17 protein-coding genes are annotated in these 20991 nt (G+C 64.4%); 10 read left to right on the top strand and 7 right to left on the bottom strand.

Annotated elements, in window-relative coordinates:
* The first annotated feature begins 20 nt into the window (after positions 1 to 20).
* Entirely contained in the window at positions 21 to 1043 is a 1023-nt protein-coding gene (locus ACJRPG_RS13045) for a diguanylate cyclase domain-containing protein (protein ID WP_408000803.1), read from the top strand.
* A gap of 48 nt (positions 1044 to 1091) precedes the next feature.
* On the opposite strand, the gene murB is transcribed toward ACJRPG_RS13045, so the two are convergent.
* Entirely contained in the window at positions 1092 to 2120 is a 1029-nt protein-coding gene (gene murB / locus ACJRPG_RS13040; RefSeq protein WP_408000524.1) for a UDP-N-acetylmuramate dehydrogenase, read from the bottom strand.
* Positions 2121 to 2229: 109 nt separating this feature from the next.
* Between murB and ACJRPG_RS13035 the strand changes: the two genes are divergently transcribed.
* The 3 genes from ACJRPG_RS13035 to ACJRPG_RS13025 all read left to right on the top strand — a co-directional run bounded on the left by ACJRPG_RS13035 (position 2230) and on the right by ACJRPG_RS13025 (position 5458).
* Entirely contained in the window at positions 2230 to 2715 is a 486-nt protein-coding gene (locus ACJRPG_RS13035; RefSeq protein WP_408000523.1) for a YajQ family cyclic di-GMP-binding protein, read from the top strand.
* A gap of 15 nt (positions 2716 to 2730) precedes the next feature.
* Complete coding sequence (locus tag ACJRPG_RS13030; protein ID WP_408000522.1) at positions 2731 to 3999, top strand: nitronate monooxygenase; 1269 nt, start codon at positions 2731 to 2733, stop codon at positions 3997 to 3999.
* An 85-nt stretch (positions 4000 to 4084) separates the two neighbouring features.
* Positions 4085 to 5458 carry a hypothetical protein gene (locus ACJRPG_RS13025; protein ID WP_408000521.1) on the top strand — a complete coding sequence of 458 codons (1374 nt, stop codon included), beginning with the start codon at positions 4085 to 4087 and terminating at the stop codon, positions 5456 to 5458.
* Between the two features lie 6 nt (positions 5459 to 5464).
* Here ACJRPG_RS13025 and ACJRPG_RS13020 read toward each other — a convergent pair whose 3' ends face one another.
* The gene (locus tag ACJRPG_RS13020) at positions 5465 to 6400 is read right to left on the bottom strand and encodes an exopolyphosphatase (protein WP_408000520.1); all 936 of its coding nucleotides are present in this window, start codon (positions 6398 to 6400) and stop codon (positions 5465 to 5467) included.
* Here ACJRPG_RS13020 and ACJRPG_RS13015 point away from each other — a divergent pair.
* Positions 6399 to 8522, top strand: a complete 2124-nt coding sequence (locus ACJRPG_RS13015; RefSeq protein ID WP_408000519.1) for an alpha/beta hydrolase family protein — start codon at positions 6399 to 6401, stop codon at positions 8520 to 8522. The genes ACJRPG_RS13020 and ACJRPG_RS13015 overlap by 2 nt on opposite strands.
* A 3-nt stretch (positions 8523 to 8525) precedes the next feature.
* Here ACJRPG_RS13015 and ACJRPG_RS13010 read toward each other — a convergent pair whose 3' ends face one another.
* On the bottom strand, positions 8526 to 9449 hold the full coding sequence (locus ACJRPG_RS13010; RefSeq protein ID WP_408000518.1) for a LysR family transcriptional regulator: 924 nt from the start codon (positions 9447 to 9449) through the stop codon (positions 8526 to 8528).
* A gap of 116 nt (positions 9450 to 9565) precedes the next feature.
* On the opposite strand from ACJRPG_RS13010, the gene ACJRPG_RS13005 reads away from it, so the two are divergent.
* Positions 9566 to 10315, top strand: a complete 750-nt coding sequence (locus ACJRPG_RS13005; protein WP_408000517.1) for an SDR family oxidoreductase — start codon at positions 9566 to 9568, stop codon at positions 10313 to 10315.
* On the opposite strand, the gene ACJRPG_RS13000 is transcribed toward ACJRPG_RS13005, so the two are convergent.
* From ACJRPG_RS13000 to ACJRPG_RS12985, 4 genes are all read right to left on the bottom strand, one after another.
* Positions 10312 to 11232: an AraC family transcriptional regulator gene (locus tag ACJRPG_RS13000; protein WP_408000516.1), complete on the bottom strand. Its 921-nt coding sequence runs from the start codon at positions 11230 to 11232 to the stop codon at positions 10312 to 10314. The genes ACJRPG_RS13005 and ACJRPG_RS13000 overlap by 4 nt on opposite strands.
* A complete protein-coding gene (locus ACJRPG_RS12995) occupies positions 11216 to 12646 on the bottom strand; it encodes an aldehyde dehydrogenase family protein (protein WP_408000515.1) in 1431 nt (476 codons plus the stop codon). The genes ACJRPG_RS13000 and ACJRPG_RS12995 overlap by 17 nt, the downstream gene beginning before the upstream one ends.
* A 69-nt stretch (positions 12647 to 12715) precedes the next feature.
* Positions 12716 to 14182 (bottom strand): DUF3482 domain-containing protein, encoded by a 1467-nt coding sequence (locus tag ACJRPG_RS12990; RefSeq protein ID WP_408000514.1) that lies wholly within the window; start codon positions 14180 to 14182, stop codon positions 12716 to 12718.
* Positions 14179 to 15582 (bottom strand): DUF2868 domain-containing protein, encoded by a 1404-nt coding sequence (locus ACJRPG_RS12985; RefSeq protein WP_408000513.1) that lies wholly within the window; start codon positions 15580 to 15582, stop codon positions 14179 to 14181. The genes ACJRPG_RS12990 and ACJRPG_RS12985 overlap by 4 nt, the downstream gene beginning before the upstream one ends.
* Before the next feature lie 139 nt (positions 15583 to 15721).
* Between ACJRPG_RS12985 and ACJRPG_RS12980 the strand changes: the two genes are divergently transcribed.
* From ACJRPG_RS12980 to ACJRPG_RS12965, 4 genes are all read left to right on the top strand, one after another.
* Positions 15722 to 16291, top strand: a complete 570-nt coding sequence (locus ACJRPG_RS12980) for an RNA polymerase sigma factor (RefSeq protein ID WP_408000512.1) — start codon at positions 15722 to 15724, stop codon at positions 16289 to 16291.
* Positions 16288 to 17211: a FecR family protein gene (locus ACJRPG_RS12975; RefSeq protein ID WP_408000511.1), complete on the top strand. Its 924-nt coding sequence runs from the start codon at positions 16288 to 16290 to the stop codon at positions 17209 to 17211. Before ACJRPG_RS12980 ends, ACJRPG_RS12975 begins: the two co-directional genes overlap by 4 nt.
* 73 nt (positions 17212 to 17284) lie before the next feature.
* Entirely contained in the window at positions 17285 to 19645 is a 2361-nt protein-coding gene (locus ACJRPG_RS12970; protein WP_408000510.1) for a TonB-dependent receptor, read from the top strand.
* Positions 19645 to 20898, top strand: a complete 1254-nt coding sequence (locus tag ACJRPG_RS12965) for a ComEC/Rec2 family competence protein (RefSeq protein ID WP_408000509.1) — start codon at positions 19645 to 19647, stop codon at positions 20896 to 20898. Before ACJRPG_RS12970 ends, ACJRPG_RS12965 begins: the two co-directional genes overlap by 1 nt.
* The last annotated feature ends 93 nt before the right edge of the window (positions 20899 to 20991 follow it).

Below are 20991 nucleotides of genomic sequence, written 5' to 3'. Positions count from 1 at the left end.
GTACTTGAAACGAGAACATGATGTCCGAAGTGCACCCGGCTGCTGGCGCGGCTCCCGAAATCCATATCACCCCTTTCAAGGTCCGCGTGCTGCTGGTGGACGACCAGCTGATCATCATCGAGGCCGTGCGCCGCATGCTGGCCGACCAGTCCGACATTGAGTTCCACTACGTCAGCGATCCGCACCAGGCGCTGCGCAGCGCCGGGGAGCTGCGGCCCACCGTCATCCTGCAGGACCTGCTGATGCCCGAAGTCGACGGCTTCGACCTGATTCGCCAGTACCGCGCGAACGCGGTGCTGGAACATGTGCCCGTCATCGTGCTGTCGGCGAAGGATGAGCCCAAAACCAAGGCCCAGGGCTTCGCGGTGGGCGCCAACGACTATATGGTGAAGCTGCCGGACAAGCTCGAACTGCTGGCCCGCGTGCGCTATCACTCCGGCGCCCATATCAGCCGCCTGCAGCGCGACGAAGCCTTCCGCTTCCTGCGCGAGAGCCAGAAGAACCTGGCCGCGGCCAATATCGAGCTGCGGAAGCTGGCCGCGCTGGACAGCCTGACCGGCATTGCCAACCGCCGCCGCTTCGACGAGGTGATGCAGATTGAATGGCAGCGAGGCCAGCGCGACAAGCAGCCGCTGTCCCTGCTGATGTGCGATATCGACTGCTTCAAGATCTACAACGACAGCTATGGCCACCTGGCGGGCGACCTGTGCCTCAAGAAGACGGCCGCCGTACTGACCGAGCACCTGAAGCGCCCGGCCGACCTGGCGGCGCGCTATGGCGGCGAGGAATTCGCGATCGTGCTGCCGGATACGGATGCTGCCGGCGCGATGATCGTGGCCCAGGCCTGCATCCGCCACCTGGCCAGCCTCAATATCGAGAATGCGGAAGCCAAACCGCACGGCAAGGTCACCATGTCCATCGGGGTAGCCACGCTGGTGCCCTCCCCTGCGGGCAGCGTGGAAGCGCTGCTGACCGCCGCCGACAGCGCGCTGTACGCCGCCAAGAACGGCGGCCGTAACCAGGCCTGCGTGGCAACCGTCTGACCCCCGGCCCGGCGCCGCAGGCGGGCCGCAGCCCTGCTACCGCGGCCGCTAGACGAAGACCGGCTCCGGCTCCAGCGCCACGCCGAAGCGTTCCGCCACATCGGCCTGGATCGCCGCCGCCAGGCGCTGCACATCCGCTCCGGTGGCGCCGCCATTGTTCACCAGGACCAGCGCCTGTTTCGGGTAAACGCCCGCCGCGCCCATGCTGCGGCCCTTCCACCCGCATTGGTCGATCAGCCAGCCCGCCGCCAGCTTTTCGCTGCCGTCCGGCTGAGCGTGATGCACGAGTGCCGGGAACTGCTGCAGCAGCTGCGCGCACTGGGCGGCACTGACTACCGGGTTCTTGAAGAAGCTGCCCGCATTGCCGATGTCGGCCGGATCCGGCAGCTTGCGGCGGCGGATGGCAATCACCGTATCGGCCACCTGGCGCGGCGTCGGGGCGGCCAGGCCCTGTTCGGCCACGGCCGCCGCCAGCTCGGCATAGCGCAGGTTGGGCTGCCACCGGCGCGGCAGGGCAAATGTCACATCCAGCACAATCAGGGCACGCCCTGCTTCCTGCTTGAAGATGCTGTCGCGATAGGCAAAGCGGCAGTCGGCCCGCTTCATCTTCACGATGTCGCCGCTGGCCGGGTCGAAGGCGCTCAATTCATGGAACATGTCCTTGGTTTCCAGCCCATAGGCCCCGATATTCTGGATGGGCGCCGCGCCCGCCGTGCCGGGAATCAGGGACAGGTTTTCCAGCCCGCCGCAGCCCTGCTCCAGCGTCCACTGCACGAAGGCATGCCAGTTTTCGCCGGCCGCCGCGCGCACATGCACGTGGTCCGCGTCGCCCGGCAGGATGTCCCGCCCTTCCAGCGCGATATGCAGCACCAGGCCGGGGAAATCGCCGGTCAGCAGCAGGTTGCTGCCGCCGCCGAGCACCAGCCGGGGCAGCGCGGCCAGGGCCGGATCGGCCAGCGCGGCGCGCAGCTGCTCGACAGCGGTAATGCGCAAATAGCTGGCGGCACGCGCCTCGATGCCGAAAGTATTCAGCTGGCGCAGGGAGAAATTGTGTTGCAGAGGAAGGGATGATTGCATGGCGAAAACCGGACCTTTTTGCTCGATTATAGAGGGAAAGGGAGAAAAACGACCGAGCGTTCGCCTCTTTGTCCGTTAAAATATCGCATCTTTGAAAGGAAACCCGCTTATGCCATCGTTTGACGTAGTCTCCGAAGCCGACATGATCGAGGTGCGCAACGCCGTCGACCAGTCCAACAAGGAAATCAGCACCCGCTTCGATTTCAAGGGGAGCGATGCGCGCGTCGAGCAGAAAGAACATGAACTGACCGCTTTCGCCGATTCCGACTTCCAGCTCAGCCAGGTCAGGGACGTGCTGACCAACAAGCTGGCCAAGCGCAAGGTGGACGTGCGCTTCCTGGATGAGGGCAAGATCGAGAAAATCGGCGGCGACAAGGTAAAACAGGTCATCAAGGTCAAGAACGGCATCGAGACCGAAACCGCCAAGAAGATCACCAAGATCATCAAGGAAAGCAAAATGAAGGTGCAGGCCAGCATCCAGGGCGAGTCCGTGCGCGTCTCTGGCGCCAAGCGCGACGACCTGCAGGCGGCCATGCAGCTGCTGCGCAAGGAAGTGGCGGATACCCCGCTGGAATTCAACAACTTCCGCGACTGAGTGTTAAGGATAGCAATGAAACGTGTTGACGATTTCCGCCTGAAGTTTGGCGACAAAGAGTATGTGCCAATCATGATCGGCGGGATGGGCGTGGATATCTCCACGGCGGAGCTGGCGCTGGAGGCTGCGCGCCTGGGCGGCATCGGCCATATCTCGGATGCGATGGTGGAAGATGTATCCGACCGCCGCTTCGATACCAGTTTCGTGAAAGAGAAAACGAAGCTCTACAAGTACAACATCAACAATATGGACAAGGCGGTGGTGCAGTTCGACCTGAACCGCCTGGCCGAAGCGCAGCGCAACCACATCGGCCGCACCATGGCCGCGAAAAAAGGCCCGGGCCTGATCTTCGTGAACTGCATGGAGAAGCTGACCATGAACGGCCCGCGCGAAACGCTGCGCGTGCGCCTGAATGCGGCGCTCGATGCCGGGATCGACGGCATCACCCTGTCGGCCGGCCTGCACTTCAACTCCTTCAGCCTGATGGCGGACAATCCGCGCTTCCGCGAAGCGAAGCTGGGCATCATCGTGTCCTCGGTGCGCGCGCTGCAGATCTTCCTGCGCAAGAATCAGAAGCTGGACCGCCTGCCGGACTACGTGATCGTGGAAGGCCCGCTGGCCGGCGGCCACCTCGGCTTCGGCCTGGAGGACTGGAAGGACTACGACCTGCACACCATCACGCGCGAGGTGCTGGACTACCTGAAGGCCGAGAACCTGGACGTGCCGGTGATTGCCGCCGGCGGCGTGTTCACCGGCAGCGATGCCGTGTCCTTCCTGGAGATGGGCGCGGCCGGCGTGCAGGTGGCAACGCGCTTCACCATCACCAAGGAATGCGGCCTGCCGGACAAGGTCAAGCAGGAATACGTGAAGGCTTCGGAAGAGGACATCATCGTCAACGGCGTGTCCCCTACCGGCTACCCGATGCGCATGCTGAAGTCCACGCCCGCCATCGGCGCCAACACCCGCCCCGGCTGCGAATCCTACGGCTACCTGCTGGACGCCACCGGCAACTGCGCCTACATCAACTCGTATAACCGCGAAGTGATGGCCAACGGCGGCAGCGACAAGGGCATCAAGGTGATGGACAAGACCTGCCTGTGCACCCATATGCGCAACTTCAACTGCTGGACCTGCGGCCACTACACCTACCGCCTGAAGGACACCACGCACAAGCTGGCCAGCGGCGACTACCAGCTGCTGACGGCCGAACACGTGTTCAAGGACTACCAGTTCAGCACCGATAACCAGATTGCGCTGCCGCCGAAAGAAGAAGCCGCGGCATAATCAGGACAAAACTCTACAAAGTCGGGACATCTCCGGATGCTCCCGATGCATAGAATAGACGGGTCTTACATCACCTTCCAGGTTCATGATGGCCCGCGCAGCGCTCCTCCTCTCCCTTTGCATCCTTGCCGCCTGTGGCGGCGGCAGCGGCACGGCTGGCGGCGGCCAGTCGCAGGGGGGCCAGCAGCAGGACGCGAAACCCCTGCAGTTCGCCACGGGCGGCACTGCCGTCATCAAGGTCCGCGCGCATGGCGGCGCATGGGCAGCCATGACGGAGATACAGAAGATCACCGGCTTCAGCCAGCCGGAGCGGCGCCTGCTGTTCCCGCAGCCCGCCGGCGATCCCCTGAGCTGGTCGCCGCCTGCCGGCTGGTCGCTGCTCGACTTCACCCAGCATCCCTCGCGTGAGGTGACTGCCGTTCTCGGCACCGACCACGCCGTGAGGCTGCTGCGCTTCGACGCCTCCGGCAAGCTGCTGCGCGAGCAGGACTTCAGCGATCCTGCCGCCGCCAGCGATCCCTTCATGGATGACCCGATCTACATCCGCGACCGCAATTCCATGCTGCCCTACGTGACGCGCGATGCCGCGCGCCTGGCGCCCTTGGGCGAAGACGCGGTGCTGGTGCTGCGCAGCGGCATGAACGCCGTCATCGCCTACCGCCTGGCGTGGACGCAGGCGGGCTATGCGCAGCGCTGGCGCACGCTGGTGGAACCCGGCCTGCAGATCGGCATCCGCGCCATTATCGGCGGCGGCTTCGATCCCTTCCTTTCGCTTGCCAATCCGGCCCACGTGCGGCTCGACGTGAGCGCCAGCGGCCGCATCGCGGTCGCCGTGCAGAACGATATGTCCGAGCTGGCGCTGGCCCATGCCGCGCACTTCAACGAGGCGGTGCCCGCGGACCTCGCCTATGGCCTGTTCGTGACGGAGATCGACAGCGCGGGCATCCGCATCGGCACGCGCATCGCGCCCATGGCGGTGCGGCCGGAAATCCATGCTGTACGCTGGATCGGCGAGACCATCGCGGTGGCGGGCCGCCAGATGACCTCGCGCCCCGCGGATGGGGCGGGATGGGATGCCTACGTGTCCCTGCTGCAGCCGGGCAAAGCCCCCGCCACGCAGCTGGTGCACGTGGACCGCAGCGATATCATCTTCGACCTGCTGCCGCTGCCCGATGGCCGCATGGTGGCGGCGGGCAGCACCGGCTACACGCAGAACCCGGCAGGAGCAAGCATTTCGGAAGATTCGCAGCCGCTGCTCGCGGTGCTCGATGCCCAGGGAAAGCTGCAGCAGCGCCTGGCGATAGCGGCCGGTCCGCGCCAGAACCAGGTACGCTCGCTGGCGCCATGGAACAGCGGCTGGCTGGCCGCAGGCCTGATGAATGGCCCCGGCACCCATTCGGGAGATGCCAACCCCGCAGCCATCTTTGCGGATGGCTACGTCAGGGAAGGCAAGCTGTAAAGGCGATCAGCCCTCGGTGGTAATACGCTGGATCAGGGCTTCCAGCACTTCCTCGGCACGCTCGTTGTCCACCTGGCAGGTGCCCGCGTTCTGGTGGCCGCCGCCGCCGTATTCCAGCATCAGCGCACCGATATTGGTGTTCGAGCTGCGGTTCAGGATCGATTTGCCGGTTGCGAACACGGTGTTCTGGTTCTTCAGGCCCCACAGCACGTGGATCGAGATATTGGTTTCCGGGTACATCGCATAGATGATGAAGCGGTTGCCGGCAAAGATCACCTCTTCCTTGCGCAGGTCCAGCACCACCAGGTTCTTGTGGATGGTGGCGCAGCGCTTGATCTGTTCCTTGCACTTCTCAGCGTGCTCGAAGTACAGGTCCTTGCGCTCCTTCACGTCCGGCAGCGCCATGATCTCGTCGATGGTGTGATTACGGCAGTAATCGATCAGGTCCATCATCAGGCTGTAGTTCGAGATGCGGAACTCGCGGAAGCGGCCCAGGCCCGTACGCGCATCCATCAGGAAGTTCAGCAGGTCCCAGCCCTGGGGATTCAGTACTTCTTCGCGGTTGAACTGGGCCGAATCGCCCTTGTCCACGGCCGCCATCATATCGTCCCAGGCTTTGGGGAAAGCTTTCAGGCCGCCGTAATAGTCGTATACCACGCGGGCTGCAGACGGCGCTTCCGCGTGGATGATGTGGTTTTTACGCTCGCCGGTATTGCGGATGGTTTCCGACAGGTGGTGGTCGAACGCCAGGTGGGCGCTTGCCACATAAGGCAGATTGGTGGTGATGTCGCGGTCGGTGATGGCCACCTTCCCGTCCTGCATATCCTTCGGATGCACGAACAGGATCTCGTCGATCAGGTCAAGATGCTTGAGAAGCACGGCACACACCAGGCCATCGAAATCGCTGCGGGTAACGAGACGGAATTTCTTCGCATCAGACATGGATTACACCTTTACTCAAGTTAAGCGAGGCCGTTTCACGGGCGGACGGCCCATTGTAATGCGGGCAGTTCACCTCAACAATTTTTTCTTTGCAATTCGTCACATTATTGGTATTTTAGCTAACACACAAAATTACAAAGGGGAAATAGTGTCCCGCATGCGTTACATCACCCGTCTGTTGAGCCTCAATGCTTTGGCGTTTCCCTTAATGGCGAGCGCCGCTTCAGCACCACCAGTCGACGCATTCTTCCAGCCTGCCGCAGTCCAACACGCTGCGCTTGCCCCGTCCGCACGATGGATGGCATTGTTGAATGGCGCCCCCGATGGGCGCAATAAGCTCACCGTTGTGGACCTGGATGGAAGAGAAGCATCGAAGGTGGTTGCCACTTTCAGCAAATTCGATATCAGCAATGTTCGCTGGGTCAGCGACGATTATCTGGTGTTCAGCCTAAGTGATCCGAATGCCGTTTCGCTAAAGAAACCACGTTACCCGGGACTGCTTTCCGTAGATCGCGAGGGCAAGCACATACGGGTACTGATCAAATTTACCTGGGATACCGAATTTCCGGCCGGCGGCAACAACCCGCTCGAACCTTACAATGTCCCCGCGTCGCGCAATCCGCCTGGCACCAATACCGTTATCGTCATCGAACCCCACTACGGGCCCGGCGTCGACCTCTCACATGTGACGCTGCGCTCGCTCAACGTTGCGACGGGCGCGCATCGCGCTCTCGACGAGCTGCCGAAGTTACCATTCAAGAGCCTGCACCTCGACAATGTCGGTGGCGTGATCGGTGGCTACACGGCCGACGGTGGCAAACAAACCCTGCATTGGCGCGCGCCCAACGGCAAATGGCAGGAACTCGCCACTTTCCAGGTGGCGGAGGAACCCTTCAGCCCGGCCTACATCGACAGGGACCAGCTTTACGTGTCGGTGCCGAGCGGTACTGCAGGTACCGAAGCTGTCCATAAATTTGACTTTGCCGCCAACAAACCGGTATCCGAGTCCATCGTCGAGACACCGGGCTTTGACAGCAGGGCTGGTGGCATCTACGAATACGGCACCAACACCCTCGTCGGCGTCAGCACGGAAGGAGATTCCGAAGTCATCACATGGTTCACGCCGGCGATGAAGAACGTGCAGAAAAAAGTGGATGAAATGCTTCCCGGCCGTATCAACATTGTTAACTGTACCGCCTGCATCAACCCGAAACGGGTTTTGATCATGTCTTATGCGGATGCAAGCCCTGTGGAATACCTGCTCTACAGCGTTACGGACGACAAATGGCAGCGCATCGGAGCATCGCGTCCCAATATCGACCCGGAACAGATGGCCCAGCTTGACATGCACGCGGCGAAAACACGGGACGGCGCACATCTGCCGGTCTGGATCACCGCAACACCGCTCAAGGCCACGAAGCCCCGGCCCGCTGTCGTGCTGGTGCACGACGGCCCTTGGCAACGTGGCGTCTTCTGGAACTGGAATCCGGAAGCGCAGTTTCTCGCGTCGCGAGGCTACGTTGTTATCGAACCGGAATTCCGCGGCAGCAAAGGGTACGGGCAAGCGCACTTCAAGGCGGGGTGGAAGCAATGGGGACAGCGCATGCAGGACGATGTGAACGACGCGCTACGCTATGCCGTCGATAAAGGTCTGGTGGATGGCAACCGTGTCTGCATAGCGGGCGGCGGCTACGGCGGCTATTCAGTGCTGATGGGCCTTGCCAAAGATCCGGCCCTCTACAGGTGCGGGGTTGCCTGGCTTGCGATTACCGACCCGCGGAATATGCACGACAGCCAATGGTCGGATACTGCGGGCACGCTGCACGACTATTCCGCGCCGGCGCTGGTCGGCGATCCGGTCAAGGACGCCGATATGCTGAAGGCGCATGCGCCCATCCTGCTCGCCCCGAAGATCAAGTCTCCGCTGCTGCTGGCATACGGCAGCGGCGACCCACGCATTTCAATCGACCATGGCCGCGAAATGCGCAAAGCGTTGGCCGAGGCTGGCAACAAACCAGAATGGATCCTCTACAACGATAGCGAACAAAGCTGGTCGCGGCCGGAAAACAAGATCGACTTCTGGCGCCGCGTGGAAGCCTTCCTTGAAAAGAACCTGAAGTAAAGGCTAGGGATTGCCGATGCGGGTGGCGAAGCCGGAGGCGCGGAACTCGTCGACGATGAAATCGACGAAAACCCGCGTCTTCGCCGGCAGCAGCCTCTTGCTGGAGTAGTACACCGCCAGCGGCCCGGCATCGGCCTTCCATTCCGGCAGCAGGCGCACCAGGCGCCCGCTGGCCAGATACGGCGCCGCGTGCGGCGCCGGGATCATCGCAATGCCGAGGCCATGCGCCGCCGCGTCGGCCATGGCTTCGGGATCGTCGAACATTGCCACCACCCGGAACTCCGCCAGCGCTTCCTCGCCTTCCGGATTGCGCAGCGTCCAGCTGCGCAGGCGTCCCGAACTCGGCGAGCGCCGCGCAATCCCATCCAGCTGCGCCAGGTCCGCCGGGCTACGCGGCATCTCGCGTCCTGCCATGAAGGCGGGCGACGCCACCACCAGCACCGCAATGCGCGACAGTTCGCGCGCCACCACGCCCGGCGTGAGTTCGATGCCGCCGCCAATGGCCACGTCGAAGCCGTCCGCAATCAGGTCTACCGGACGGTTATCGAAATGCCAGTCCGGCACCACATCCGGATAACGCGCCAGGAATTGCCCCAATAGGGGCAGCAGGTACTGCCTGCCGAAAGCCACCGCCACGCCGACCTTCAGCACGCCGGACGGCCTGCCCCCTTCGCGCGCCACATCGGCCACCGCGCCCTGCAGCTCGGCGAACGGCGCGCTTACCTGGCGCAGGAAGCGCTCGCCTGCCTCGGTCAGGGCCAGGCTGCGCGTGCTGCGCTGGAACAGGCGCACGCCGAGGCCGGCCTCCAGCCGCGCCACGTTCTTGCTGACCGCAGCGGGCGTCAAACCGAGACGGCGCGCGGCGACCGAGAAGCTGCCGCCTTCGGCGCTGGCGATAAAGGAGTCAAGATGGCTGAGCGGTTCCATGCCCTTATTTTATACCAATGGTTGAAAGTGATTGCCAATATTACCATCTAGTCAGCACGCAATGTCGGGACCATACTGAGTCCATCGCAATTCAACTTAAACCGAAAGGAACCATCATGAACACCTCGACCAAACTGCAAGGCAAAACCGCTTTCGTCACCGGCGGCTCGCGCGGCATCGGCGCCGCCATCGTCCGCCGCCTCGCCGCGGAAGGCGCAACCGTGGCATTCAGCTACCAGAGCTCGGCCGATACGGCCTATGCCCTGGTGCGGGAAATCGAAGCTGCCGGCGGCCGCGCCCTTGCCATACGCGCCGATGCCGCCGACGCTGATGCCGTCACCAAATCCATCAACGACGTCGCTAAAGAATATGGCGCGATCGACATCCTGGTAAACAATGCCGGCGTGCTGCGCCTCGGCGACGTGAGCGAATTCTCGCTGGAAGACTTCGACCTTACCGTCGCTGTCAACGTGCGCGCCGTGTTTGTGGCCACCAAGGCTGCGCTGGCGCATATGGGCAGCGGCGGCCGCGTCATCAATATCGGCAGCACCAATGCCGACCGCATGCCCTTTGCCGGCGGCGCGGCCTACGCCATGAGCAAGTCGGCGTTGAAAGGACTGGTGCAGGGCCTGTCGCGGGACCTCGGCCCACGCGGCATCACCATCAACAATGTGCAGCCGGGCCCTGTGAATACCGACATGAACCCGGAGAACAGCGATTTCGCGGCCAGCCTGCACGGTCTGATGGCGCTGCCGCGCCATGGCACGCCGGAGGAAATCGCAGGCCTTACCGCCTACCTGGCCAGCCCGGAAGCTGCTTATGTGACGGGCGCCAGCCTGAATATCGACGGCGGTTTCGCAGCCTAAGGCTCCAGGTACTGGCCGCGCAGCTGTTCGGCGTCCTGCAAGGGCGTGGCGCCGAACAGCCTGCGGTATTCGCGGCTGAACTGGGACGGGCTTTCGTAGCCTACGCGGTAGGCCACGGTGGCCGCTTCCACGCCGCCCGCCATCAGCAGCTTGCGCGCTTCCAGCAGGCGCACCTGCTTCTGGTACTGCAAGGGGCTCATCACCGTCACCGCCTTGAAGCGCCTGTGCAGCACGGAAGGGCTCAGACGCACTGTCTTCGCCAGCGATTCGATGCGCAAAGGCTGGTCGTAGTGGTCACGGATCCAGTTGATTGCTTCGCCGACGGCCTTTTCCCGCGCGCCGCCGGATACGGCATGGGCCAGGCTGCCCCCGCCCGGCGCCATCAGGAAGTGATAGATCAGCTCCTGCTTGAGCAGCCGCGCCAGCACCGGCACATCGCGCGGACGCTCGAGCAGCTGCAGCAGGCGTTCGAAGACGGCGAGCAGCGCTTCATCCGCCCGCTCCACATAGGCGGCTGGCGGCGCCTCGGCCACTGCGGGCGGCTGCAGCTGCATCTCCAGCATGAAGTCCGCCACTTCGCGCGGCGTGAAATCGATGCGGATGCCGAGATAGGGCTGCCTGGCGCTGGCGTGCGTCACCTGCCCCGACACCGGCAGGTCAACCGCAGTCAGCACGTAGTTCGCAGGGCCGTAGGCCAGTACTTCCTGCCCGATCAGCATCTGCTTCCCGCCCTGCACCAGCAGGCAGGCGGAAGGCGTGAGCATGCCGCGCCCTGCCGGCGTGGGTGCGGACAGGCGGATCAGCGACAGCCACGGTATCGCCGTTTTCACTTCGCGCTGCGCGGCAGGCAGGCCGTCGAAACGGCGCAGCACCTGTCCGCGCAGCGATGCCAGCAGGTCGTCAGAGCTTTTGTGCATAGCCCATCAAGGCTTTCGGTTCCAGGTATGCTTCGAATCCCCATACGCCAAATTCGCGGCCCAGGCCCGATTGGCGGAAGCCGCCGAAGGGTGCGGCGGGTTCATCATACAGCCCATTGATGAAAACGCGTCCGGCAATGATCTGGTCCGCCACGCGCCGCGCGCGCTCCACGTCGCCGGAAAACACATAGCCATGCAGGCCGTAGGACGTGTCGTTCGCGATCTCGATCGCTTCCTCTTCGCTGCGGTAGCTGATGATGGACAGCACGGGCCCGAAGATCTCTTCGCGCGCAATCGTCATATCGTTACGCACAGCGCTGAACACCGTGGGCCTGACGAAGAAGCCGTCTTCCAGGCCTTCCGGCTTGCCTTCGCCGCCGCACAGCAGCCGCGCACCCTCTTCCACGCCGCGGCGGATCAGCGCCTGCACGCGCTCATACTGCTTCTGCGTGACCATGGGGCCGATGACGACGCCAGGCTCGCGCGGCCGGCCCACCTTGCGCGCCATGAAAGCCTGGACCGCCAACGCTTCGGCTTCGGCCAGCCGATGTTCCGGTACCAGCAAGCGCGTGCCCGCAAGGCAGGCCTGTCCGCTGTTCATCGTGGCAGCCGCCGCAGCGATCGGCATGGCGCGGGCGAAATCCGCATCGTCCAGCAGGATGGTCGGCGATTTGCCGCCCAGCTCCAGCGTCACCCGCTTCATGGTGTCGGCAGCGCCGCGCGCAATGCTCTTGCCGACCGCCGTGGAGCCGGTGAAGGAGATTTTCGCAATATCGGGATGGCGCACGAATTCCGCGCCCACCGTGTCGCCGCGTCCCGTCAGGATATTGAAGACGCCCGGCGGCAGTCCGGCCGAATGCAGCAGGCGCGTGAGCAGTTCGGTCTGCGCTGCGCTCAGTTCACTGGGCTTGACCACCGCCGTGCTGCCCGCCGCCAGCGCCATGGCCAGCTTGCCGCAGATGAAGCTGTAGTTCGCGTTCCATGGCGTGATGAGACCCACCACGCCCAAGGGCACCATCTGCACTTTCGCAATGCCCGCCTGGCGCTCGAACTGATAGTCCGCGAGGATGGCGCGGGCGGCCGAAAATGCCGCGGCCGCGCGGCGCGCGGTGCCGCGGCACACGTCAACCGGGCCGCCATATTCCTCGGCCATCACGTCCACCAGTTCATCTTCCGCAGCAGCCACCACCTCGTGCAGGCGCTGCAGCCAGGCCATGCGCTGTTCGCGGCTGCTGCGCGAGAATGCGGGATAGGCGGCCTTCGCCGCCGCAATGGCGCGTTGCGCATCCACTTCATCCGCCAGCCGCAGCGTGGAGGCGGGCTTGCCTGTTACTGGATTGACGAGCTCCATCAGCTCCGCGCCGTGCGGCAGCAAAAACTCGCCGTTGATATAAATGCGATCGATCAGTTTCATGCCTGCTCTCCTTTGATGAACCATGAATTCATCATAGGCCGTACGGCGCATGGGGAGGTAGACCGATACTTACGAAGCCTTGCCTGATCCTGCCATTCTGCTGCCGGGGTAGAGCCGCGCCAGCACCTGGCCGGCAATCCCGGCCAGCAGCTGGTCCACCCGCGAGATATCGGCTTCGTCCTGCTGGCGCAAGGCCGGCCACAGCTCGCGCACCTCATCCTCGCGCAGCGCAACCGCCTGCTCCACTTCGTCCTGCCAGAAGGCCGGGGCTTCGCTTTCCACAAAGTTGCCGCGCCCCCGGCCGAAATGGGCCACGGCGAGATAGCGCAGCACATTCGTCACCAGAAGGGTACGCAGGAATTCATCGGACAGCGTAATCACGGGGTGATGGCGGTCGGTGCTGGCATTGAAGCCCCAGGCGGCGCCGGCGAAGGTCAGCGCGCCGATCACGCCGCCCAGCAGCGCGCCCGTACCCAGCGTCAGTCCACCCGCCGCCAGGTCTGCCGAGAGCCCTGTTGCGGCACCGGAGACGATGGCGCCCAGCAGCGCTGCCTGCCCCTTCTCCACCGGCGCCTTGACCACGAAGTTATTGCTCACCCGGGCATTGATGCGGCTCGCTTCGCTCGCGTCGAGCCGGTGCAGGGACAGCAGGCCCACCGTCGCCTGGCCGATCGAGAGATTGAGGCGCGCCACCAGCGTGTTCATGGCCCGTTCCTGGCGCTTGCGCTCATCACCCTTGCCGATGCCAACCAGCTTCAGGGCCGAGGACAGCATGCCTTGCTGGCCGGTTTCCACCAATTGCCGGTCACGCGCGGCATCGGCCAGCTGCTGCGCCAGCAGCGCCATCGACTGCCGGAAGCGCTGCGCATTATTGGCCTCCCACTGCGCCAGCAGCCGGGCGTAGGTTTCGCGCCGGTCTTCCGGCAGCACGGCGCCCACGGCATCGTAGAACACCTGTTCGTGAACCCAGCAGCGCGCGAAGGCATCCAGTGCCAGCACGTCGCGCACCACGGGATACTGCCGCATATGCTGCTTCCAGCGCGCCTGTTCCGCCATCTCCTCCGCAGCCGGGCGCGGTGGGCCCATCTGGTTCAGCAGCACAATCACCGGTTTGCCGAGCCAGGCCAGGATATTCATCTCGGACGGCAGGTAGCCCGCATCTTCCGGCGGCTCCGCCGAATTGACCAGGTAGAGCACCACATCGGCCGCGTCTCGCGCCGCGCGCAAGGCTTGCTGGCTAAGCCAGAACGGACGGTCGCGGTAGCGGTCCAGCACTTCGCGCAGGAACCAGCCGATCGGATTGCTGGCCATGGACAGGCGTTTCATCAGCCGCACGGAATCGCCGAAGCCCGGCGTATCCCATAGCAGGAGCGCATCGCCCTGCCCGGTACTGAGCAGGGTATGCGCTTCGGAGAACACGGTAACGTGGGCGGCATCGCGCACCTCGCCCACATCGGCGCCGAGCAGCGTGCGCGCCAGCGTCGTCTTGCCGTTATTGGTGTGCGAGATCAGCGCAAGCTGCACGGACTGGTTCATGGCGCCACCTCCTGTGGCAGCAGGTTCACGATCTGGGGCTCCTTGCCGTGGAAGATGCAGAATTCCCGCCACAGTTCCACGCGCTGCCTCAGGCGCTGTGCATCGGCGGCCCGTTCGGCAAAGGGTGACTCGTCGATCAGCAATACCGCCGCACCGCCGCTGGCGCGCAGCAGCTGCTCGATGAAGGCGCCATGGTTCTCCTTCTCCGGCGTGGAAGCAAGGCTGAACAGCGCCGCGGTCAGCGTCGACCCTTCGCCCTGCGCCGGCAGCTCCGCGCCGTAGGCCAGCGAAGGCAGCAGCTGCAGGCGCGCCCTGTCGCCCAGCAGGGAAGCAGCCACGCCGGCAAGGCCTTTCGCGCGCGCCTCATCGATAGTGAAGCTGTAGGGCTGCACACGCAGCACACCCGGCTCGCCGCCCGCCGCGTCGCTGAGCTGGCGGAAGTAAGGCTGGTCCAGATCGAGCGGGAAGCGCCGCGCCAGCCAGCCGGCGCGCAGCGCGGAAAGCCCTGCCAGAACAAGGCGCGGCACGATCACCAGCAGCGCAAGCGTGGCCGCGTACAGGTGCACCCAGCGGGCGCCGCCCGCCGCGGCCGGCGCCGCACTGTAATGCAGCGCCGCCACCTCGTTCAGCGTGAAGCCGGGCAGCTGAAGCAGGTGCGTAGCAGGCCAGAATAGCAGCGACAGCAGCTGGTGCACTTGCACGGCACTGAGGAAGGTGCTTTCCCAGCCCGCCGCGTACTGCGCCATCAGGCCGCGCACATAGAGAGAAATGGCTGCCCCCAGCGCGAACATGGCGGCGCTCAGGTGTATGGTGCGGCTCAGGCGCGCCGCATAGAGCGGAGCGCTGAGCTGCGCCCAGTCGGCCATGAAGGAGAACAGGCCCGATGACAGGGCATGCGGCATCTTGCGCGGCATGGCCGCCTTGCCTGCCGACAGGCGGCGTATCCAGGCAGCGCGCGCTTTCGTGGTGCCCGCGCGCGGAATGCACAGCCACACCAGCATCACAAGGTACACCAGCAGATTCCAGCCGATGATGGCAAGCAGCGGCGCCGACAACAGGTCTACCCGGTGCGGATCGGTAATGCGGTCCAGGCCCGCGCCCAGCAGCAAGGCCAGCAGCGGCAATGCCCAGCCCAGGCCATGCAGCCCGGTGCCGCGCCGGGCAAACGCCGCGAAGGCGGCGTGGCGCTGCGCAAGCTTGCGGATGATCTGTTCCGCGCGCTGCTGCAGGAAATGCGCATGCGTCGCGGCGCCGCCGGTTTCGGAAGCCTGCCACTGCGCCAGTTCGCGCGCGGTGCGGTTTGCATACGTGCGGTCGTCCTCGCTCAGGATCTCGCGCTTCTGGTCCGCGGTTTCGATGGCCCGCACCAGCACAATGTCTCTCGCCACTTGCTCGTTCATGCCTTCCCTTCCTCTTTTGACAACATTGTACAAGCACTCAGCCCAGGGCGGCGCGGCGCTTTCACAGTGCGGTCACAGAAGCATGCTAAGGTGAATGGCGGATTTTCTTTCCTTATCCGTCTATATCATCATAGACATCATGCCGACCGACCTTGACGACTGGTTCGTGCGCGAAGTGTTGCCGCTCGAAGGCGCCTTGATGCGCTACCTGCGGCGAAACTGGCGCGACGCAACGGAATTGCCTGACTTGCGGCAGGAAGTCTACGTGCGCCTGTATGAAGCGGCCCGCAAGGGCTTGCCGGACGCAGTATCGCCCTTCCTGTTCGCGACGGCGCGCAACCTGCTGATCGACCGCGCCCGCCGCGCACAGATCGTCTCCATCGAGACCTGGTCGGACCTGGAAGTGTCGGAACTGGTGGCGGACGATCTCTCGCCGGAACGCCATGCGAGCGGCCGCTCGGAACTCCAGCTGCTGCAGGACGCACTGGACGAGCTGCCGGCGCGCTGCCGCGAAGTGGTTCAACTCAGAAAAATAGATGGCATGTCGCAGCGCGAAGTTGCGGCGCACATGGGAATACAGGAAGACACCGTGGAGAAACAGATTGCGAAGGGCATGCGCGCACTTGCCGATGCGATGCTGCTGAAAGGCGTAACGGAGGGCGTGGCGAAGTTCGGCGCGCGCCTGCAGCGCAAAGGCGGTGCGAAATGAGCGGCGCCGAGCGTATCGAGAGCGAAGCAGCGGGCTGGCTTGCGCGGCGCGACAGCGGGCAATGGGACGAAACGCAGCAGCAGGCATTCGACGCCTGGCTGAATGCCTCGACCGCGCACCGCATCGCCTGGCTGCGGCTCGCCAGCGTGTGGGAACGCGCGGATCAGTTGCAGCATGGCGCGCCTGCCTCCCGGCGCCCGCTGCCCCGCTTTTCAACATGGCGCATTGCTGCCGGCTTCGTGCTGGTTGCCGCGCTTGGGCTGATGTTCGCGCTGGAGGGAAAGCGCGATCCCGCGCAGCACTATGCCACGGCCATCGGCGAAAACCGCATCATCGCCCTCAGCGACGGCTCCCGCCTCACGCTCAACACCGACACAAAGCTGCGCACGGCCATCGCAGGCGAAACCCGCCACGTGTGGCTGGACAGCGGCGAAGCCTACTTCGATGTCGCACACGACAAGAACAGGCCTTTCGTGATCGATGCCGGCGGCACCAAAATTACCGTACTTGGCACACGCTTTTCGGTGCGGCGCGACGGCGAACGCACCCGCGTCCTCGTGGCGGAGGGCCGCGTGCGGGTAAGCCAGGCGGGCAAGGAGCTGGTGCTCACGCCGAACGGCGCCGTTTCCGCCACCGAAGGCCGCATCGTCGTCAGCCAGCTGAGTTCAGCGCGCACCGAAAACCAGCTTGGCTGGCGCGAAGGCCGCCTGGTGCTGGACCAGATGACGCTGGGCCAGGCCGCCGAGGAATTCAACCGCTACAACCGGCGCAAGCTGGTGATTGCCGATCCCGCCGCCGCGCGCATGGTGATCGGCGGCAGTTTCGCTCCCGGCAACGTGGAAGGCTTCGCGCGGCTGCTGGAGCAGGGCTTCGGCCTGCACGCCACCATGGGCGCTGACCAGATTACGATTTCGCGATAGGCATTCCGGATTTTTCTTCCGGCTTCGTCTCAGCAGGTAGTACCCACCACCTGCACACTGAGGAAGAACAAGAATGGCTCATCCAAAACTGACCGGCGCCTTGTGCGCCATGGCTGTCTGCGCAATGGCCCAGGCCCAGACGCGCGGCCTCGATATCCCAGCCGGGGAGCTGAAAACGGCACTCGACCAGTACGCCGCGCAAACCGGTGTGCAGCTCCTGTACAGCGCGGACGATGTGCGCAACAAACAAAGCGCCGGCGTACGCGGCGCGCAGACGCCGGAGCAGGCCCTTGCCGCCCTGCTGGCGGGCAGCGGACTGGAAGTGAGGCGTGACGGCGGCGGCGCCGTCGTCATCTTTCGCCAATCCGCCCTGCCCTCCGCAGCAACCCTGCCCAAGGACGATGAAACGCAACTGACCACGGTCACAGTGACGGCGCAGAAGCGCGTGCAATCCTCGCAGGCGGTGCCGATTTCAATGACGGCGCTGTCGGCGAAAACACTGGACACGCACCGCATCCAGAGCCTGCAGGATGTGGCGCGCCTCACGCCCGGGCTGCTGGTATCGGCCTTCAGCCAGGCCAGTCCTACCATTGCGATCCGCGGCATCAGCAATACCTTCTCGCAGATTGGTGTGAACAAGCCGGTCGGCATCGTGGTGGATGACGTCTTCATTCCCCGCAACAGCGCAGCCAGTTTCGAGCTGTTCGACCTCGAATCCATCGCCGTACTGAAAGGGCCGCAAGGCACGCTGTTCGGACGTAACGTGACCGGCGGCGCCATCGTCATCAACACACGCCAGCCGAACCCGGAACAGCGCGAGGCGGAAGCGGAAGCCACGGTAGGCAATCATGGTGAGAAGCAGCTCAAGGGCATGCTCAATATTCCGCTGGGCGAGAATGCCGCAATGAAGATATCCGCCTCCTCGCGCCGCCGCGATGGCCTGGGCATGGACCGCCTGACCGGCCGCGAACAGGATGACATCGACAGCGAAAATATGCGCGCCCAGGCCCTGTTCCGGCTGACGCCCGCGCTCACCGCAACCTTTGGCGCCGACTATGCCGATGACCGTAACGGCGGACGCACCCTGTCCTCCGATACGCTGGGCGACGACGGTAATGTGCGCACCTCGGAAGTCGGCGTCGAACAGCGCTTCGCCCGTATCATTGCGGGCGCCTCGGCCAAGCTGGCATGGCGCATGCCGCAGGGCGAGCTCAGTTCCATCACGGCTTACCGCAAGTCGCAATCGGGAGAAGACTATTCCGGCGTCGGTGCGAACTACGCTTTCCTCAGCAGCGGAAGCCAGAGCATCACACGGGACGCGGACCAGATCCGCAGCCTGTCGCAGGAACTGCGCTACGCCAGCCCGAAATGGTCAGGCGGCGATTTCGTCGCGGGCCTCTATTTCGCCAACGAAAGCGGCGACCGCCAGCTTGCCACGAAAGGACTCGCCGCGCGCACCGGTGCGCTCGCCAGTTCAACGCTGGCCGAACAGACAGTCGACAGCCGCAGCTACGCCGTCTTCCTCGATGGCGTCGTTCACTTGCCCGCAGCGCTCGACCTGACGCTCGGCGCACGCTACACGCGCGACACCAAGACCGCTTACCTGAGGCGCACCGACGCGCTGCGGCCGGCCGCCAGCTTTGCCGTTGAGGGCCTGAAGAACAGCTGGACCGAAACCACGCCGCGTGCGGTGCTGAGCTGGACACCGCGTCCTGCCCTCTTGGCTTACCTCAGCGCCACGCGCGGCTTCACATCCGGTGGCTACAACGCGGACGCCAGCAGCGCCGCCGCCTTCCGCATGCCTTTCGATCCGGAGACGGTCAACAACTTCGAGCTCGGCTTGAAATCGCAATGGCTGAACAACCGTGTGCGCCTGAACGCCTCGGTGTTCCGCATGAAGTACCGCGACAAGCAGGAGCTGGTCAACAATACCCTGACCGGTATCCTCACCATCGTCAACGCTGGCAAGGCCAAAGTAGACGGCAGCGAACTGGAACTGGCCTGGAAAGTGGCGCCCTGGCTCGATCTCTCGGGCAGCTACAGCCATCTGGACGGCATCTACGAACGCTTTGCCGTCGGCACCGTCAACAACAGCGGCAACCCGCTGTCGAATGCGCCGCGCAACCAGTACTCGGCCGCCGCCAACCTGAGCGTGCCGGTATCGTTCGGCTATGTGGTGGGCGCCGCCAGCTATTCGCGCAAGGATAGCTACAACACCGGCGCCGCCAATGACCCCAATCTGCAGCTGCCGGGCTTCGGCCTCGCCAATCTGAGCATGGGCGTGGAATCGCCGGACCGCAGCCTGCGCCTGGTGGCATGGGTGAAGAACGCGAACGACACGCTGTACTATCTCACGCGCTCCACCCAGGTGGTGCGGGCCCGCTACGCCGGCGAACCGCGCACCTTCGGCCTCACCTTGACGGCGCGCTACTGATGACGGCCTCTCCGCTCCGCCGCCGCATCCTGCTCGGCGCCGCACTGGCAGCCATGGTCCCCCTTGGCCGTGCACGCGACGCGGCATTGCCCGACCGCGCCGGCCTCGCGCTGTCGCGCTGGCAGCCAGGCTGCCTCGATATCCACCACATCGCTACGGGCCGCGGCAACGCCACCTTCGCGCTGCTCCCCGATGGCAGCAGCCTGCTGATCGATGCCGGCGCCTCGCTCAACGGCACGGATGTCTCCGTGGCGCCGATGCCGGGTGACAGTCGCCGGCCAGGAGAGTGGATCGCCCGGTATATCAGCCGCCATATGCAGGCTGCAGGCCTGGCGCCGGCCATCGACTATATACTGGTGTCGCACCTGCATCCGGACCACCTGGGCGACGTCAACGCATCGTCGCCCGTGTCGCGCCAGGGCGGATACCGGCTCGGCGGCGTCACCGATGTCGCCGAACTGCTGCCGGTGAAGATGCTGATCGACCGCGACTTCCCGGACTACAGCTATCCCACGCTGTTCTCCGCTCCCTTCCTCGACAACTACAAGGCCTATGTGAACGCGCGCCGGCAAGCCGGGCTTCCGGTTCAGCGCTTCGAGGTGGGCAGCAGCAAGCAGATCGCTCCCCGCAAGCCGGGAGCGTGGGAGATACGGAACATCGCCGCGAACGGCGAAGTCTGGACCGGACAGGGCGACAGCACACGCCAGCTGTTCCCCGCGCTGGATGCGATTCCGCGCGCGGACTGGCCGAACGAGAATCAGTGTTCGGCAGCGATCCGCCTTGGCTATGGCCGCTTCAGCTATTTCACGGGCGGAGACCTGACCAGCTATACGGAAGATGGCGCGCTGCCCTGGCGCGATGTGCTGGGCCCTGCGGCGCGCGTGGCCGGCCGCGTCAGCGCCGCGACAGCGGACCACCATGGCATGTTCGATGGTTTGAGCGCGGACGTGGTGCGTGCGCTGGCGCCGCAGGTATGGGTCATCCCCACCTGGCATATCGCGCATCCGGACATGCTGCAGCTGGAACGCATGTTCAGCCAGCGCCTGTATGCAGGACCGCGCGACGTGTTCGCCACCTCGGTGATGAAGGAAAACCTGCTGGCCAACGGACGGCTGACGAAGCGCATGCGCAGCCATGATGGCCATGTGGTGCTGCGGGTTGCTCCCGGCGGCGCGCAGTTTTATGTCGCTGTCACGGACAACCGCGATGAGCGGGACCAGGTGAAACTCGTCACCGGGCCATACGCGGCGTAAACGTAAAAAAGCCCACCAGATCACTGGTGGGCTTTTTCGGTATAACAGCCTGACGATAACCTACTTTCACACTGGTTGCAGCACTATCATCGG

The organism is Pseudoduganella rhizocola (assembly GCF_045984285.3).
Lineage (GTDB): Bacteria > Pseudomonadota > Gammaproteobacteria > Burkholderiales > Burkholderiaceae_D > Rugamonas.
Note: the sequence above shows the minus strand (reverse complement) of the source record. Positions and strands in the feature narration are given on the sequence as shown.

Excerpts from the sequence above, each read along its gene's own strand:
- ACJRPG_RS13045 (WP_408000803.1), top strand. The coding sequence starts at position 21 with ATGTCCGAAGTGCACCCGGCTGCTGGCGCGGCTCCCGAAATCCATATC.
- murB (WP_408000524.1), bottom strand. The coding sequence starts at position 2,120 with ATGCAATCATCCCTTCCTCTGCAACACAATTTCTCCCTGCGCCAGCTG.
- ACJRPG_RS13035 (WP_408000523.1), top strand. The coding sequence starts at position 2,230 with ATGCCATCGTTTGACGTAGTCTCCGAAGCCGACATGATCGAGGTGCGC.
- ACJRPG_RS13030 (WP_408000522.1), top strand. The coding sequence starts at position 2,731 with ATGAAACGTGTTGACGATTTCCGCCTGAAGTTTGGCGACAAAGAGTAT.
- ACJRPG_RS13025 (WP_408000521.1), top strand. The coding sequence starts at position 4,085 with ATGATGGCCCGCGCAGCGCTCCTCCTCTCCCTTTGCATCCTTGCCGCC.
- ACJRPG_RS13015 (WP_408000519.1), top strand. The coding sequence starts at position 6,399 with ATGGATTACACCTTTACTCAAGTTAAGCGAGGCCGTTTCACGGGCGGA.
- ACJRPG_RS13020 (WP_408000520.1), bottom strand. The coding sequence starts at position 6,400 with ATGTCTGATGCGAAGAAATTCCGTCTCGTTACCCGCAGCGATTTCGAT.
- ACJRPG_RS13010 (WP_408000518.1), bottom strand. The coding sequence starts at position 9,449 with ATGGAACCGCTCAGCCATCTTGACTCCTTTATCGCCAGCGCCGAAGGC.
- ACJRPG_RS13005 (WP_408000517.1), top strand. The coding sequence starts at position 9,566 with ATGAACACCTCGACCAAACTGCAAGGCAAAACCGCTTTCGTCACCGGC.
- ACJRPG_RS13000 (WP_408000516.1), bottom strand. The coding sequence starts at position 11,232 with ATGCACAAAAGCTCTGACGACCTGCTGGCATCGCTGCGCGGACAGGTG.
- ACJRPG_RS12995 (WP_408000515.1), bottom strand. The coding sequence starts at position 12,646 with ATGAAACTGATCGATCGCATTTATATCAACGGCGAGTTTTTGCTGCCG.
- ACJRPG_RS12990 (WP_408000514.1), bottom strand. The coding sequence starts at position 14,182 with ATGAACCAGTCCGTGCAGCTTGCGCTGATCTCGCACACCAATAACGGC.
- ACJRPG_RS12985 (WP_408000513.1), bottom strand. The coding sequence starts at position 15,582 with ATGAACGAGCAAGTGGCGAGAGACATTGTGCTGGTGCGGGCCATCGAA.
- ACJRPG_RS12980 (WP_408000512.1), top strand. The coding sequence starts at position 15,722 with ATGCCGACCGACCTTGACGACTGGTTCGTGCGCGAAGTGTTGCCGCTC.
- ACJRPG_RS12975 (WP_408000511.1), top strand. The coding sequence starts at position 16,288 with ATGAGCGGCGCCGAGCGTATCGAGAGCGAAGCAGCGGGCTGGCTTGCG.
- ACJRPG_RS12970 (WP_408000510.1), top strand. The coding sequence starts at position 17,285 with ATGGCTCATCCAAAACTGACCGGCGCCTTGTGCGCCATGGCTGTCTGC.
- ACJRPG_RS12965 (WP_408000509.1), top strand. The coding sequence starts at position 19,645 with ATGACGGCCTCTCCGCTCCGCCGCCGCATCCTGCTCGGCGCCGCACTG.